This window comes from Janthinobacterium sp. SUN137 (assembly GCF_030587265.1).
Classification (GTDB): domain Bacteria; phylum Pseudomonadota; class Gammaproteobacteria; order Burkholderiales; family Burkholderiaceae_D; genus Janthinobacterium; species Janthinobacterium kumbetense.
Window position 1 is genome coordinate 382582 of the sequence record NZ_JAPWHZ010000004.1, and the last position, 14183, is coordinate 396764.

General features: G+C 62.1%; 14 protein-coding genes. 3 read left to right on the plus strand and 11 right to left on the minus strand.

Annotation, left to right across the window (positions count from 1 at the left end; all coding sequences use genetic code 11):
- Positions 1–81 precede the first annotated feature (81 nt).
- Positions 82–696 carry an outer membrane protein gene (locus O3298_RS22200; RefSeq protein ID WP_099665796.1) on the plus strand — a complete coding sequence of 205 codons (615 nt, stop codon included), beginning with the start codon at positions 82–84 and terminating at the stop codon, positions 694–696.
- 68 nt (positions 697–764) lie between these two features.
- On the opposite strand, the gene O3298_RS22205 is transcribed toward O3298_RS22200, so the two are convergent.
- The 8 genes from O3298_RS22205 to O3298_RS22240 all read right to left on the minus strand — a co-directional run bounded on the left by O3298_RS22205 (position 765) and on the right by O3298_RS22240 (position 8257).
- On the minus strand, positions 765–959 hold the full coding sequence (locus O3298_RS22205; protein WP_099665795.1) for a hypothetical protein: 195 nt from the start codon (positions 957–959) through the stop codon (positions 765–767).
- Positions 960–974: 15 nt separating this feature from the next.
- Positions 975–2327, minus strand: coding sequence for an ATP-dependent protease ATPase subunit HslU (hslU, locus tag O3298_RS22210; protein ID WP_285817091.1), 1353 nt, complete (start codon positions 2325–2327; stop codon positions 975–977).
- 136 nt (positions 2328–2463) lie between these two features.
- On the minus strand, positions 2464–3000 hold the full coding sequence (hslV, locus tag O3298_RS22215; protein ID WP_010394217.1) for an ATP-dependent protease subunit HslV: 537 nt from the start codon (positions 2998–3000) through the stop codon (positions 2464–2466).
- Between the two features lie 210 nt (positions 3001–3210).
- Positions 3211–3663, minus strand: coding sequence for an RNA polymerase-binding protein DksA (gene dksA, locus O3298_RS22220; RefSeq protein WP_034753066.1), 453 nt, complete (start codon positions 3661–3663; stop codon positions 3211–3213).
- Between the two features lie 481 nt (positions 3664–4144).
- The gene (locus tag O3298_RS22225; RefSeq protein WP_251349446.1) at positions 4145–5233 is read right to left on the minus strand and encodes a GTP-binding protein; all 1089 of its coding nucleotides are present in this window, start codon (positions 5231–5233) and stop codon (positions 4145–4147) included.
- A gap of 135 nt (positions 5234–5368) precedes the next feature.
- On the minus strand, positions 5369–6316 hold the full coding sequence (locus O3298_RS22230; RefSeq protein WP_305060559.1) for a tyrosine recombinase XerC: 948 nt from the start codon (positions 6314–6316) through the stop codon (positions 5369–5371).
- 7 nt (positions 6317–6323) lie between these two features.
- Complete coding sequence (locus O3298_RS22235; protein ID WP_305060560.1) at positions 6324–7001, minus strand: DUF484 family protein; 678 nt, start codon at positions 6999–7001, stop codon at positions 6324–6326.
- Between the two features lie 179 nt (positions 7002–7180).
- Positions 7181–8257 (minus strand): porin, encoded by a 1077-nt coding sequence (locus O3298_RS22240; RefSeq protein WP_289918514.1) that lies wholly within the window; start codon positions 8255–8257, stop codon positions 7181–7183.
- Between the two features lie 415 nt (positions 8258–8672).
- Here O3298_RS22240 and O3298_RS22245 point away from each other — a divergent pair, with 415 nt between their 5' ends.
- Positions 8673–10175 carry a hypothetical protein gene (locus O3298_RS22245; protein ID WP_305060561.1) on the plus strand — a complete coding sequence of 501 codons (1503 nt, stop codon included), beginning with the start codon at positions 8673–8675 and terminating at the stop codon, positions 10173–10175.
- Positions 10176–10187: 12 nt separating this feature from the next.
- On the opposite strand, the gene dapF is transcribed toward O3298_RS22245, so the two are convergent.
- Genes dapF through O3298_RS22260 form a run of 3 tightly spaced genes read right to left on the minus strand, consistent with a single transcriptional unit; the run spans position 10188 to position 12804 of the window.
- Complete coding sequence (gene dapF / locus O3298_RS22250; protein ID WP_305060562.1) at positions 10188–11051, minus strand: diaminopimelate epimerase; 864 nt, start codon at positions 11049–11051, stop codon at positions 10188–10190.
- Between the two features lie 11 nt (positions 11052–11062).
- Positions 11063–11938 carry a lipid A biosynthesis acyltransferase gene (locus O3298_RS22255; RefSeq protein WP_077398734.1) on the minus strand — a complete coding sequence of 292 codons (876 nt, stop codon included), beginning with the start codon at positions 11936–11938 and terminating at the stop codon, positions 11063–11065.
- Complete coding sequence (locus O3298_RS22260; protein WP_077398736.1) at positions 11935–12804, minus strand: lysophospholipid acyltransferase family protein; 870 nt, start codon at positions 12802–12804, stop codon at positions 11935–11937. The genes O3298_RS22255 and O3298_RS22260 overlap by 4 nt, the downstream gene beginning before the upstream one ends.
- A 188-nt stretch (positions 12805–12992) precedes the next feature.
- Here O3298_RS22260 and metK point away from each other — a divergent pair, with 188 nt between their 5' ends.
- Positions 12993–14159, plus strand: coding sequence for a methionine adenosyltransferase (metK, locus tag O3298_RS22265; protein ID WP_034783537.1), 1167 nt, complete (start codon positions 12993–12995; stop codon positions 14157–14159).
- The last annotated feature ends 24 nt before the right edge of the window (positions 14160–14183 follow it).

Below are 14183 nucleotides of genomic sequence, written 5' to 3' on the forward strand. Positions count from 1 at the left end.
CGGCAAAAGAGATGACACTCCCGCTTGTGGCTCGCACGGCGCGCTACAACCAGGCAACTCATCCACTTGTAGAGGTTATTCATGTCCTTCAAATTACGTTTCCCCGCAGCGCTGCTGGCGCTGGCCGCCATCGCTCCCTTGCATGCATCGGCAGCCGATCCTGCGCCGGGCCCCATCTACATGGGCGCCAGTTATGGCTTTCGCGCCAGTACCGGCCTCGACTGCGTGCCGGGTCAAAACGATTGCGACAAAAGCAGCAAGCGCAACGGCAAGGCCTACGTGGGTTACAGTTTCGACGCGCTGCCGTTTCAGGGCGGCGTGGCCCTGCCTTCGATTGAGCTGGTGGGGTATATGGGCGGCGAAGTGAAGTCCGGCTTCGACACGGGCGCCGGCCGGCGCGCGGGCCGCGGCAAGTTCACGGGCCTCGGCATGCAGGGCGTGCTCGGCTACCAGTTTGACGCGTTCACCCTGAGCGGCCGCCTGGGCGCGGCTTACACGCAGGGCAAGGTCGATTATCTGGGCGGCGGTTCGGACAAGAAGGACAAGATCGGCCTGACCTACGGCATCGGCGCGGCGTATGCGCTGAACAAGAACTGGGCGCTGCACCTGGACTGGGACCGCGTGCCGGTCAAGTACAGCAGCAAGCAGACGACCAAGGTCGACATGTTTTCGCTGGGCGCGTCCTACCGTTTCTAAGGGGACGCTGCTGCGGCAGAGAGTGGCCTGATGGCGGACGCCCCATGCAAGGGGTGTCCGCGGGCGGCCTATTTGTCTATTTCGACTTTCAACAGCAATTTCGCCAGCAGCCGTTTTTCCTGCTGGCGCTGGCCTGACACGGTCTTGACGTGCGCCCCGGCGGCGCGCTGCAGGGCTGCAGTGGCGACGGGGTTGCGCGGTTTTTGCGAGGGTTCGACGCGGAACTGCATTTTCTGCCGCGTCGCCAATGCCTTGTTTGCCATCGGTCCCCTCCCTGATTACAGCACGTAGCGCGACAGGTCTTCGTTGACCGACAGCGCTTCGAGGCGTTCGTTGACATACGCGGCATCGATCACCAGCAGGTTTTCCGTGCTGCTGCTGCCTTCGCTGGCCGTAAACGACACTTCTTCCAGCAGTTTTTCCATCACCGTGTGCAAGCGGCGCGCGCCGATGTTTTCCGTGCGCTCGTTCACCGAGTAGGCGATTTCCGCCAGGCGCGTGATGCCTTCCGGCGCAAATTGCAGCTTCAGGTTTTCCGTCGCCAGCAAGGCTTCGTACTGCATCGTCAGGCAGGCGTCCGTACTCGTCAGGATGCGTTCGAAGTCCGAGATCGACAGCGATTCGAGTTCCACGCGGATGGGGAAGCGCCCCTGCAGTTCCGGGATCAGGTCCGACGGTTTCGACAGGTGGAACGCGCCCGAGGCGATGAACAGGATGTGGTCCGTGCGGATCATGCCGTACTTGGTGTTGACGGTGGTGCCCTCGACCAGCGGCAGCAGGTCGCGCTGCACGCCCGCGCGCGAGACGTCGGCGCCGCCGGACTCCGAGCGCGAGGCGATCTTGTCGATTTCATCGAGGAAGACGATGCCGTTCTGCTCGACGTTCTGGATGGCCTTCTGTTTCAGTTCATCTTCGTTGAGCAGCTTCGCCGCTTCTTCCTCGACCAGCAGTTTCAACGCTTCGCGGATCTTGACCTTGCGCGCCTTCTTGCGCTGTCCACCCACGCCCGAGAACATGGATTTGATCTGCTCCGTCATTTCTTCCATGCCCGGCGGCGCCATGATTTCCATCTGCGGGCCCGCCTCGGCCAGCTCGATCTCGATTTCCTTGTCATCGAGCTCGCCCTGGCGCAAGCGCTTGCGGAAGGTCTGGCGCGTGCTGTCGCCGCTGCCCGTGTCCACGGCCGCCGCTGTATTCGGCGTGAAGCCGAAGTCGCGCGCCGGCGGCACGAGGATGTCGATCACGCGGTCTTCGGCCGCATCTTCGGCGCGCGCGCGCACCTTCTTCATTTCCAGCGCGCGCGTCTGCTTGATGCCGATGTCGATCAGGTCGCGGATGATGGTGTCGACGTCGCGCCCCACATAGCCCACTTCCGTGAACTTGGTCGCTTCGATCTTGATGAACGGCGCCTCGGCCAGCTTGGCCAGGCGGCGCGCGATTTCCGTCTTGCCGACGCCCGTGGGGCCGATCATGAGGATGTTCTTGGGCGTGATTTCATGGCGCAGGGGCTCGGCCACCTGCTGGCGGCGCCAGCGGTTGCGCAGGGCGATGGCGACGGCGCGCTTGGCCTTGGCCTGGCCCACCACGTGCTTGTCGAGTTCGGTGACGATTTCCGACGGGGTCATGTTCATGATCATAGTTGGCTTTCTATCTTTCTTTTGCGTAGAGTGCCCGAAAAACGTTCAGGGCAAGGCGCTTGGCCGCAGGCAGTACCTTTTTGTACGCCCAGGCCATGCAACGCAGCCATGGGCGTTTTCTCGGGGACTCTTAGTCCAAGGTCTCGATGATGTGGGACATATTCGTGTAGATGCACAGCTCGGCGGCGATGGTCAGCGATTTCTTGACCACCTCGGCCGGCGAGAGGTCCGTGTTTTCCTGCAGCGCCTTGGCGGCGGACTGGGCGTAGGTGCCGCCCGAGCCGATGGCGCCGATGCCGTCTTCCGGTTCCAGCACGTCGCCATTGCCCGTGATGACCAGGGTCGACTCGCTGTCGGCCACCAGCAGCATCGCTTCCAGGCGGCGCAGCACGCGGTCGGTGCGCCAGTCCTTGGCCAGTTCGACGGAGGCGCGCAGCAGGTTGCCCTGGTGTTTTTCCAGCTTGCCTTCGAAGCGGTCGAGCAAGGTGAACGCGTCGGCGGTGCCGCCGGCAAAGCCGACCAGGACCTTGCCCTGATACAACTTCCGCACTTTGCGGGCCGTGCCCTTCATGACGATGTTGCCCAGCGTTACCTGGCCGTCGCCGCCCAGGGCGACTTGCTTGCCGCGCCGGACGCAGAGGATGGTGGTGCCGTGAAATTGTTCCATAGTGACCTCAAAAGATTCGTGCCGATGCGTGCAAGGCCATGCGATTGCGCGCCCATGGCTCAAAAGTGGGGATGGAAAAGGCAATTGCAAGCGGCAGTGTTTGCTTCAGTGTAGTCGGCGCGGGACGAAAAAAAAGCACGCAACCGGAGGTCGTGTGCTTTTTTATTCGCCATCGCGGGCCGCCGGGGCGGCCGCGCAAGGGGAGGGCGATCAGTCGCCGTACAGCTTTTGCTTCAGTTCGCGCCGTTGCTGGGCTTCCAGCGACAGGGTGGCGGTCGGACGGGCGATCAGGCGCGGGATGCCGATAGGCTCGCCCGTTTCTTCGCACCAGCCATAGTCGCCGGCGTCGATGCTGGCGATCGATTGCTGCACTTTCTTCAGCAATTTGCGTTCGCGGTCGCGCGTGCGCAGTTCCAGCGCATGCTCTTCCTCGATGGTGGCGCGGTCGGCAGGGTCCGGTACGAGCACGGTTTCACGCAAGTGTTCCGTGGTTTCGCCGGCGTTTTTCAGCAAGTCTTTTTCGAGCTGCTGCAGGCGCGCCTTGAAGAATGCCAGTTGTGCCGGATTCATGTAGTCATCTTCGCTCATGGCGCGAATTTGGTCTTCGCTGATGAGAGGGATGTCTTGGTTGGCGGCCGGGGTCGATTTATTAGTTTTGGTCATAACTTCGCTTACCTTCGATACGACAGAGTTTTCAAATTGATCAGTTGATGCGGCGATACCGAGCAACTGTACAGGTTCCGCTTGGCATTGCTGTCCCGCTGTACTGCGTGCGACCTTGGCTTGCCGGCGAAAGCCAGGACTACCGGCCGGCTAAGGTGCCATGTTGATAACTTTTTACCGCTCTATGCCAGTCGCGCTATGCGCGCGTCAACAGGCGTGTTGGGTGGATCGGTTGCATGCCTGGCATGCGGCCAGCGGCAGTTTGCCAGCATTTCATGACAGGCGAACGACATGGGCCGTTTTCGTCGCTGATTTTGGCACGCTTTGCTTTATATTGCCATCCCGATTTGTTGACTAGCCGATCAGAAACGGCTACTTGTTGGTTTATGCCAGCAAGACGGGTGTCAGACAGCGGGAAAGCGTGCTTAACTTTCCCTTTTGTTTCTGCTTTGCAACGGATACTTTGCAAAACCCGGCTAGTTTATACCAAACATTGTTCGAGTCCGCGAATAAAAATGTCTTTTGGTAGATTCTTGCCAATAAACACCATTTTGCTGCCGCGCACTTCATTTTCGCCCCATTTGGCGCCCAGGTCGCTGCCCATCAGCTGGTGCACGCCCTGGAAGACCACCTTGCGCTCCGCGCCCTGCATCAGCAGCACGCCCTTGTAGCGCAGCATGCGCGGGCCATACACTTGCACCAGGCCGCCGAGGAACTCGTCGAGCTTGGCGCTGTCGAACGGTTGCGTGCTCTTGAAAACAAAGGCGGCGATATCGTCGCTGTGCTGCGCATGGTGATGGTCGGCATGGCCGCAATCGGTGGCGCAGGCGTCGCTGTGCTCATGCTTGTGCCCGTGGCCGTGCTCATCTGCGTGCTCATGCGCGTGATCGTGGTCGTGGACGTGCGCCGTTTCGGTCGCCAGGAAATCCGGGTCCAGTTCCAGCTTTTCATTCAGGTTGAAGCCGCGGATGTCGAGCACCTCGGCCAGCGGCGCGCGGCCGAAATCGACCTTGGCGATGGGCGCGCGCGGGTTGATGCGTTTCAGGCGGCGCGTCAGGACGGCCACGTCGTCTTCGCTGACGAGGTCGGTCTTCGACAGCAGCAGCTTGTCGGCAAAGCCCACTTGCCGCTGGGCTTCCTCGTATTCGTCCAGTTGCTTCATGGCATGACGGGCATCGACTACCGTGATAATAGCGTCGAGCATGTAGTGGCTGCCCACTTCTTCGTCGACAAAGAAGGTTTGCGCCACGGGACCGGGATTGGCCAGGCCCGTCGTTTCGATGACGACGCGGTCGAACGCCAGCAAACCGGCGTCGCGCTTGCGCGCCAGTTCCGTGAGGCCCACGATCAGGTCGCCCCGCACGGTGCAGCAGATGCAGCCGTTGTTCATCTCGATGATGTGTTCGTTGCTGTCCTGCACCAGGATCTCGTTATCGATGTTTTCCTGGCCAAACTCGTTTTCGATCACGGCGATGCGCATGCCGTGCTCTTCCTGCAATATGCGGTTGAGCAAGGTGGTTTTGCCTGCGCCCAGGAAACCGGTGAGGATGGTGGTTGGAATCAGTGCCATGAGAGATGCCTTGTAATCGGTGGTGCCGCCGCGCAAGCGGAAGAATGCGGACGATTATGCCGGAATTTTGCAAAAGCTTGCAAATGCGCGCCCATCCGCTTGATATGGATCAGGCTGCCCCACCGGCACCGCTGCCTACTTGAGCTTGGCGCGCGGGTGCGCCTGGTCGTACACGTGCGCCAGGTGCTGGAAGTCGAGGGCCGTGTAGACCTGGGTCGAGGTGATGCTGGAATGGCCCAGCATTTCCTGTACGGCGCGCAAGTCGCCCGACGATTGCAGCACGTGCGAAGCGAACGAGTGGCGCAGCACGTGGGGGTGCACGTTGGCGGGAATGTCCGTCGCCAGCGCGTGCGCCTTCAGGCGCAGCTGCAGCACGCGGGGTGAGATGCGCGTGCCGTGCGTGCTTAAAAACAAGGCAGCGCTGCCGTCGCTTGCCGGCGGGCGCACGCCCAGCCAGGCGGTCAGGGCCACGAGGGCCGCCTTGCCGACGGGCACCTTGCGCATCTTGTTGCCCTTGCCCGTGACGATGACTTCGAAGCTGGCCATGTCGAGCCAGCCCAGCGAGGCGGGCTGGCCGCCGTCGGCCTTGCAATAATGGGTGTCCAGGCTGGTCAGTTCGGACACGCGCAAGCCGCTCGAGTACAGCAGTTCGAACATGGCGCGGTTGCACAGCTGTTCCGGTTCGGCGGCGCCTTGCTGGTGTTGCGCGGGCGCCACGAGGCGCACGGCATCGTCCACCGACAGGGCTTTCGGCAACGTCTTGGCCCGCTTGGGGGCGCGGATGCCGTCGACGGGATTGGCGTCGAGCGGGGTTTCCCCGCTGAGCCAGTTGAAAAATCCCCGCCACGACGACAGCTTGCGGGCGATCGAACGCGGGTCGAGGCCGCCGGCGTGCAGCTTGGCCGTGTAGCGGCGCACTTCATTGTGCGCCAGCGCCGTCCAGGGCGTATTGCCGCTCAGTTCCAGCAAGGTGCGCAAGTCGCGCCCGTAGGCGTCCAGCGTATGCGGCGACAGCTTGCGCTGCGTGGCCAGCTGCGCCAGATAGGCGTCGAGCCAGTCAGCCTTGCCGCGCGCCTCATTCATGGCGTGCTCAGGCAGGCGAGCCGGCGCGCAGTGCGGCCAGGGCGGCGCTGGCCGTGGCGCCGATATGCACGAGGAAGTCCGTGCCCATGCTCGAGGTAAAGCGTTCGCTGTCGGGTGAACCGAGCACCAGCAAGCCGAAGGTGCCCGTGGTGTTCGGGGCGCGCAGGGCGATCATGACGGTCGATTCGATCTTATCGGCCTGCAACCAGTGCACGGCTTCGAAATCGCGGTTGCTGCCGCAGTACGGCGCTTGCAGGCTGTTGGCGAACATGCGCACGTCGGCCGTCACATCTTCCGTGAACCAGCCGTTGGCGTGTTCCGGCAACACTTGCCACAGGCGCAGGCTGACGCAGGGCACGTCGAAATTGCTTTGCAAGGCGTCGACCAGCACGCGCGGCATGTCCGCATCGTTGCGCACTTGCAGCATGGCCTGGTTCCAGCCGTGGAATTTGCTGGCGATGTCGCCATTTTCCTCGGCCAGGCGGCTCAGCTTGGACATGCGCAGTTCCAGCGCCTTGTACTTGTCGCGCATCACTTCCATCTGGCGCTCCTGCAGCGAGATGGTGCGTCCCGTCAGCGGGCTGCTCAGCTTGACCTCACCGAGCAGGGCGGTATGCTCTTCGAAGAAATTCGGGTGCTCGCTCAGGTACTGGGCGACGGTGCTGGAATCGAGTGTGGCGGTCATTGAGAATATCTGTCAGTGAAAGTTGAACACTTCATTCTAACCGAGAGTGCGGCGGCATAGGCGCAAAGGGGACGGCGTCTATGCATTTTCCGCGCACGCATGAAAAAAGCGGCATGGTTGCCCATGCCGCCTTGCATTCTTAGCTCAGCAATCACCCGTGAAGGGTGACCGGCCGGGCATTAGAAGTTGTGGTGTACGCCGATGCCGATGTAGTTGACGGTTTTCGCAACGGTGTAGTTGAGGCTATTAGGAGCTGCTGCTTTCTTGTTCGAAATATCTGCGTACAGGTAGGTGCGTTTCGACAGATTGTAGTCATAGCCCAGCGATGCTTGCTTGGTTTTGACGACGCCATCTGGCGTTTTTTGACCGTAACCGGCGCGGATCTTGCCTGGGCCGACGTCATAGTTGGCGCCCAGCACCCACGATTTGGTATCGGTGTTGATGATCTTGAAGTTGCCATCATCCTGATGCTGGTACGACGCCATCAGTTTCAATTCCTTGATCGGATTGAACGATGCTGCAACCGACCACAGTTTGGCTTGCACGCCATTGCGTTCGTAAGCGGCCATGGCGGCGAATTGCTCGTTGGTATAGGTCGCCGAGATCGAGTATGGATTCGATGCTGGTACCGCGTTGCCCAGCAATGCATAGTTACCCGAGGCAAACGTTATTGGGTTGACCGGCGGACGCGCTGGGACGGCGGTATTGTTATTCGCTTCCTTGGCGGCCACGGTGGCGTTGAACTGGAAGCCGCTGATGACTGGCGAGTTGTAGAATACGGCGTTCGAGAAGCGGTTACGCGAGTTGCCATCCGCGCTCAGTGGATCGCTGGTGTAGGCGGCCACGGTCAGGTCGGTCTGGAAACCGGCTTGCGTCGGCATGCCCGACCATGGTTCGAACGCGGTGCTCGATTCCTGGAAGGCGGTCAGGCCACGGCCCAGGCGTACGGTACCGAAGTCGCCTTGCAGGCCGACGCGGCTTTGACCCTGGAACAGCGGACGGGAGTTGCTTTCCAGCGTGCCCGTGTCGGATTCATAGCGAATTTCCAGTTGGAAAATAGCTTTCAAGCCATTGCCCAGATCTTCCGTGCCCTTGAAGCCCAGTTTGTTGTTGTCGCGCTTGGTAACGGCGGTGGTCGAACCCGTCGCTTTGCCCAGGCCTGCATCGATCGTGCCGTAGATTTGGACGGACGACTGCGCTTGTGCGGTTGCGGCAAAGGCGCCGAAGAGTGCGAGGGCAACGAGTGATTTTTTCATGTCTTATTCCCTATTAAAAGTGAGTTCCGTCCGAGATCCGAGCAGATTGAAATGCGCTAACTGTCGCGTTTCGATGAATGAACCTTAATTCGTCGGCGCGCAAGACGTGCAGGATTGGTCAAATGTGCGTGAAAAGATTGGTGAAAAGCGGCATATCTGCATGCCCCTGTTGTATTTTTGTAACGCGCGGTTTCTGCCGAGCCCGCGCCGAGGGCCAGCGTTCTCCCACCGCCACGCTAGCGGCGCCTTGCTATATTGGCATGTCCGCGCCAGGACATTGTTGCGTTGAATCAAGTTCTTGAGGCCGCTTTGGCGGATTTGTGACACAAGGACGTTACACTAAGGGAAGGCCTGCGTTGATGGGCCTGGAGACGGCTCACTATTATTAGAATCATTGACTCAATATCGAGAATCGATGGCAAATCGCGAAACATTAGGATTGATCAAGGGCGCACGTGCGGGCGATGTCGCTTGCCAGCTGGCGTTGGGACGGGTGTATCTGTTTGGACAGGGTGTGCCGCAAAGCTTGCCCACGGCCTTGCACTGGCTGGCGCGGGCGGCCCAGGAAGATAGCGAGGAAGCGTGCTTGCTGATTGGCACGCATGTGCCGTTCGAAGTGGCGCAGCCGGCAGCCAAGGCGCTGATTCCGTATTACGCGCAGGCGTTCGATGCGGGCCTGGTGCAGGCGGGCCTGGTGCTGGCGCAACTGGTGCTGGGCAATGCCGCCAGCCACTGCGAAGCCTTGCGCGCCAAGGCGCGCGTGGCGCTGGACGCGGCCGTGCGGGCCGGCTTGCCCGATGCGCAATGGTTGCTGTCCATGCAAGAAGGATCGCTTGCCGCTGCCGGGGCGGACACCAGCCTTGCTGGCGAGCAAGTCCTCGATGGCGACGCGCCGCTGTACTCGTGGCTGGAGCAGGCGTGGAGCCAGGGCAACCATGCGGGCTTCCTGTCGCAAGGCTTGCCGCTGGCGCGCGAGCTGCTGCAGCGCCAGGCGGCGGCCGGGGCGCGCACGATCGCCCTCGATGCGCAGCAGGTGTTGCTGCTGTCGCGTTGCGCCCAGGCATTGGCGCCTGGCGGCGATGCCGAGGGCTGGCAGTGTTGCGAGCTGGCCGCGCATGGCGGCGACCGCACGGCGCAGCTGGAGCTTGGGCTCGGCTATGCGCGCATGGATGCGCATGGCCAGCGGCTGGCCACGCGCAACGGCGCGGCCAATTTCAAGCGGGCCGTGCGCTGGCTGACGCAGGCTGGCGAGCAGGGATTGGCCGAAGCCTGGTTCGTGCTGTCGCGCATCTATACGAAACCGGAATTTTCCCAGCGCAATGTGGTCGAAGCCCATTCCTGCCTGGAGCGTGCCGCCGACCTGGGGCATGGCCCGGCCCAGCTTGAGTGCGGCATGCATGCCTGGCGTAATCGCCGCGACGGCGTCAACAACGATGTGCGGGCCGCGTACTGGCTGCTGCAGGCGCAGGCGCAAGGCAGCCGCGAGGCGGAGGCGGCGCTGGCGAAGATCGCGCCGCAAGGCGAACCCGGCGACTGGGGCCAGTGCGCCGCCATGCACGCCGATGGGCATTTACGGCAATTGGGCCAGAGCCACCCCTTGCTGGCGATGCGGCTGGCCCTGGCGCGCTGCTTTCATCTGTCGCGTGCCGAGGCATTGCTGCTCGATATACACGCGGCCGACCAGGGGCATTGTCTGTTGATCGATATCAGCGCCACGCATGGACGCGGCAAGCGGCGCCTGGCATTGATCCGCACGGCGCAGGAGCGCCAGTTGCTCGACCAGGCGGTGCGCCTGTTCGAGCGCGTCGATTGCGGCGTGGCGGGGCCGGAAGGCAATTACCGACAGCGCCTGTACCGCCTGAAGTGCTACCTGGCGGAACTTGATGTCGCGCAGGAACAGCAGTTCCTGGCGGCCTGACTTTTCATTCGCTTACAGTTCGATCGTGCCTTCGAACACGGTCACGGCCGGGCCTGTCATCAGGACGGGATGGCCGGGGCCTTGCCACGCGATCGACAGTTCGCCGCCGCGCGCGCTGATGCGCACGGGGGAATCGAGCAAGCCGCGCAAGATGCCGGCCACGGCGGCGGCGCAGGCGCCCGTGCCGCACGCCAGGGTTTCGCCCGCGCCCCGTTCAAACACGCGCAATTTCACGTGCTGGCGGTCGACGATCTGCATGTAGCCGGCGTTGACCCGGCGGGGAAAGCGCGGGTGGTGCTCGATGCGCGGGCCCGTCACGTCCAAGTCTTGCGCATCGACATCGTCAACCACTTGCACGGCGTGCGGATTGCCCATCGAGACGACGGACAGCAGCACGGGCGACGTTTGGCCCGGCAGCGCCAGGTCCAGCGGCCACACGGTGTCCTTGCCTTGCGCTATGCCGTCCAGGCCGCTGGCATCGAACGGCACCAGCTTTGGCTCCAGCACGGGCGCGCCCATGTCGACCGTGATGCTGCCGTCGATCTCCAGGCGCGGCGCGATGATGCCGGCCATGGTTTCCACGCGGATGCTGGTCTTGTCGGACAAGCCTTTTTCGCTGACGAACTTGACGAAGGCGCGTGCACCATTGCCGCATTGCTCGACTTCGCCGCCATCGTTGTTATAGATGCGGTAGCGGAAGTCGCAGCCGGGCAGGCGCGGTTTTTCCACCACGAGGATCTGGTCGGCGCCGATGCCGAAACGGCGGTCGGCCAGGCGCTGCCACTGGGCCGGCGTGAAGTCGATCTCTTGATGGATGGCGTCGATGACGATGAAGTCATTGCCGGCGCCATGCATTTTGGTAAATTGGAGTTTCATGGTCTGCCGTATCACTTGTGCTGGTTGTAGAACGATGCTTCGCCTTCCGGACGCGTCTTGAAGCGTTTATGCGTCCAGAAATATTCGGCCGGCGCTTCGCGCACGCGCTCTTCGATGAATTCGTTCATGCGGCGCGTGGCCGCCGTGATGTCGTCGCCCGGATAATCGTCCCACGCCGGGTAATACGTCACTTGCCAGCCCTGGTAGTTGGGCAGGAAGGTGGCGATGACGGGAATGACTTGCGCCTTGGCGGCCAGCGCCAGGCGCGCCGTGGCCGTCAGGGTGGCGGCGGGCACGCCGAAGAAGGGCACGAATTCCGCATCCTTTTCGCCGAAATCCATGTCCGGCAGCATGAAATACGGCAAGCCGTCGCGCAGCGCGCGCAGGATCGTCTTGATGCCGTCCTGGCGTGTAAACAGCTTGGGCGGCTTGAAGCGCGAACGGCCGTTGCGCAAGGCCTGGTCGAAGGCGGCGTTCTTTTGCTGCACATACATCGACGAGGCGGAAATTTCCATGGCCGTGGCGGCGCCGGCCACGTCGAGGCAGACAAAGTGCGGGCACAGCAAGATGGTCGGCTTGGCCGCGATCTGCTGGCCGGGGAAGGCGGGCACCTTTTTGATCAGGCGGTTCAGGCGCGCTTCCGACGACCACCACAGGATGCTGCGTTCCCACACGCTGCGCGAATATGCCTGGAAATGCTGGCGCGCCAGCGCCACGCGCTGGGCTTCCGTCAATTCCGGCATGCACAGGCGCAGATTCGTCAGGGCAATCTTGCGCCGCGTGGGCATGGCGATGAACAGCAGACTGCCGACGGCCACGCCGAAGCGGCCCAGGATGGGCAAGGGCAGCCAGTGCAGCAGCCACATGAAGGCGATCAGCAGTCTCATGCCTGCTCCCCGGCGGCATCCGGCGCGGCGGGCGTGGGCGGCGGCGCGCCGCGCGGCACTTTATAGCGATTGTAGCTCCACAGGTATTGCGCCGGGCTGCGCGCGATCAATTGTTCCATGGCCGCATTGATGGTGCGCGCCTGTTCCGCCGAGGTGCTGTCGAGGGACTCGGTGAAAGGCACGAAATGCACGACATAGCCGCGCCCGCCCGGCAGGCGTTCTGCGTAGGTGATGATGACTTCGGCACCGCCCATCTGCGCCAGCTTGGCGGGCAGGGTCATGGTGTAGGCGGGGCGGCCGAAGAAATCGGCCCACACGCCTTCGCCTTCCTGCGGCACCTGGTCGGGCAGCAGGCCGATGGGCTGGCCTTTTTTCAGGCATTTGGCGAAGATGCGCACGCCCGACATATTGGCCGGCGCCAGCATCAGGTTTTCGCGCGCGCGCGCGCCTTCGATCAGCGGCTTCAATGCGGCGCGCTTGGGCGGGCGGTACATCACGGTGAGCGGCGTGCGCAGCGCGATTTGCTGGGCGACGATTTCAAAGCAGCCCAGGTGCGGCGTCAGGAAGACGATGCCGCGGCCATGCTGCAGCGCTTTTTCCACCAGTTCCCAGTTTTCCACCGTCGCATGGCGCGCCACGCGTTCGGCTGGCGCGCACCAGATGAAGGGCAGTTCCAGCACGCTCTTGCCCGCTTCGGCCACGGCCGTGTGCAAGTGTTGCGAAAACCCCGCACCTTGCATGTTCTCGCGCATGCGGCGGCGGTAGGACGGGGAAATGGCGTAAATTACCCAGCCGAGCGCAGCGCCCAGGCCATGCAGGACGGGCAGGGGAAAGATCGATAAGAAGCGGAAAATTGGGACTAACATGTATAAGCGGTTTCCAGGAATGGCGTGTTGCCGTGCCAAAATTTTTTAAGAAGCGTAAAATACCACGTATGCAGTAACCGCTGAGTTAATAGACAACTTGCGATGCGGAATATAAATCTCGCTAAAGCGTCGCAGGCAAAATCCTCTTTACTGCGACAGAACATTCACATAGTAAACAGGAGCTTGCAATGTCAAACGATTATCTCTTCACTTCCGAATCCGTTTCGGAAGGCCATCCCGACAAGGTTGCCGATCAAATTTCCGACGCCATCCTTGACGCCATCCTGACCCAGGATCCAGCCGCCCGCGTGGCTGCCGAAACCCTGTGCAACACCGGTCTGGTGGTGCTGGCTGGCGAGATTACCACGCACGCCAATGTGGATTATATTCAAGTTGCGCGCGAAACCATCAAACGCATCGGCTACGACAACACGGAATACGGCATCGACTACAAGGGTTGCGCCGTGCTGGTGGCCTACGACAAGCAATCACCGGACATCGCGCAAGGCGTCGATGAAGGTGCTGGCATTGACCTGGATCAAGGCGCTGGCGATCAGGGCTTGATGTTCGGTTACGCCTGCGATGAAACGGCCGAGCTGATGCCTGCCGCCATCCACTACGCGCACCGCCTGGTCGAGCGCCAGTCGCAGCTGCGCAAGGATGGCCGTTTGCCATGGCTGCGTCCGGACGCGAAATCGCAAGTCACGCTGCGCTACGTCGATGGCCGCCCGGTCGGCGTGCACACGGTCGTGCTGTCGACCCAGCATGCGCCGGAAATCTCGCACAAGCAGATCGAAGAAGCCGTCATCGAAGAAATCATCAAGCCGATCCTGCCGCGCGAATGGCTGACGGAGACCAAATTCCTCGTCAACCCGACGGGTCGTTTCGTCATCGGCGGTCCGCAAGGCGATTGCGGTTTGACCGGCCGCAAGATCATCGTCGACACCTACGGCGGCGCAGCCCCGCACGGCGGCGGCGCATTCTCGGGCAAGGATCCGTCGAAAGTCGACCGTTCGGCAGCCTACGCGGCCCGCTACGTGGCGAAAAACATCGTCGCGGCCGGCCTGGCGCGCCAATGCCAGGTGCAGGTCAGCTACGCCATCGGCGTGGCCAAGCCGATCAACATCACCGTCTACACGGAAGGCACGGGCGTGATTCCCGACGCGGAAATCGCCAAGCTGGTGCTGGCGCACTTTGATCTGCGTCCAAAAGGCATTGTGCAAATGCTCGACCTGTTGCGCCCGATCTACCAGAAGAGCGCCGCCTACGGCCATTTCGGCCGCGAAGAGCCGGAATTCACGTGGGAACGCACGGACAAGGTCGCCCTGCTGCGCGACGCTGCCGGCCTGAAGTAATCTAGTCGGATTTGCAAGAAAAGC

Coding starts and splice junctions, on each gene's coding strand:
- O3298_RS22200 (WP_099665796.1), top strand. CDS start 82: ATGTCCTTCAAATTACGTTTCCCCGCAGCGCTGCTGGCGCTGGCCGCC.
- O3298_RS22205 (WP_099665795.1), bottom strand. CDS start 959: ATGGCAAACAAGGCATTGGCGACGCGGCAGAAAATGCAGTTCCGCGTC.
- hslU (WP_285817091.1), bottom strand. CDS start 2,327: ATGAACATGACCCCGTCGGAAATCGTCACCGAACTCGACAAGCACGTG.
- hslV (WP_010394217.1), bottom strand. CDS start 3,000: ATGGAACAATTTCACGGCACCACCATCCTCTGCGTCCGGCGCGGCAAG.
- dksA (WP_034753066.1), bottom strand. CDS start 3,663: ATGACCAAAACTAATAAATCGACCCCGGCCGCCAACCAAGACATCCCT.
- O3298_RS22225 (WP_251349446.1), bottom strand. CDS start 5,233: ATGGCACTGATTCCAACCACCATCCTCACCGGTTTCCTGGGCGCAGGC.
- O3298_RS22230 (WP_305060559.1), bottom strand. CDS start 6,316: ATGAATGAGGCGCGCGGCAAGGCTGACTGGCTCGACGCCTATCTGGCG.
- O3298_RS22235 (WP_305060560.1), bottom strand. CDS start 7,001: ATGACCGCCACACTCGATTCCAGCACCGTCGCCCAGTACCTGAGCGAG.
- O3298_RS22240 (WP_289918514.1), bottom strand. CDS start 8,257: ATGAAAAAATCACTCGTTGCCCTCGCACTCTTCGGCGCCTTTGCCGCA.
- O3298_RS22245 (WP_305060561.1), top strand. CDS start 8,673: ATGGCAAATCGCGAAACATTAGGATTGATCAAGGGCGCACGTGCGGGC.
- dapF (WP_305060562.1), bottom strand. CDS start 11,051: ATGAAACTCCAATTTACCAAAATGCATGGCGCCGGCAATGACTTCATC.
- O3298_RS22255 (WP_077398734.1), bottom strand. CDS start 11,938: ATGAGACTGCTGATCGCCTTCATGTGGCTGCTGCACTGGCTGCCCTTG.
- O3298_RS22260 (WP_077398736.1), bottom strand. CDS start 12,804: ATGTTAGTCCCAATTTTCCGCTTCTTATCGATCTTTCCCCTGCCCGTC.
- metK (WP_034783537.1), top strand. CDS start 12,993: ATGTCAAACGATTATCTCTTCACTTCCGAATCCGTTTCGGAAGGCCAT.